General features: G+C 70.5%; 1 pseudogene. It reads right to left on the reverse strand.

Annotation, left to right across the window (positions count from 1 at the left end):
* A pseudogene (locus IE95_RS20765) lies at positions 1 to 217 on the reverse strand (glycosyl transferase); the annotation flags it as partial.

Raw genomic sequence — 217 nt, forward strand, 5'->3', positions numbered from 1 at the left:
GGGGAGGTTGGAGATCTGGTGCAGGGTGGTGCGGCGTAGTCGGCGGTACAGGGCGGGGTCGTAGGCGCGGGCGTGGGCCCAGAACTCGTCCTTGGTGCGCAGGGACTCGCGGGTGCCTGCGCGGACCAGGAGCATCGAGGAGACCAGGGACACGATGTCGAGGTAGTGCAGCATGTAGCGCTTGAGGGCGCGGGGGGTGGTCGGGTTCGCGCGGGCC

Source organism: Oerskovia turbata (assembly GCF_000718325.1).
In the GTDB taxonomy this organism is placed as follows: Bacteria; Actinomycetota; Actinomycetes; order Actinomycetales; family Cellulomonadaceae; genus Oerskovia; species Oerskovia turbata.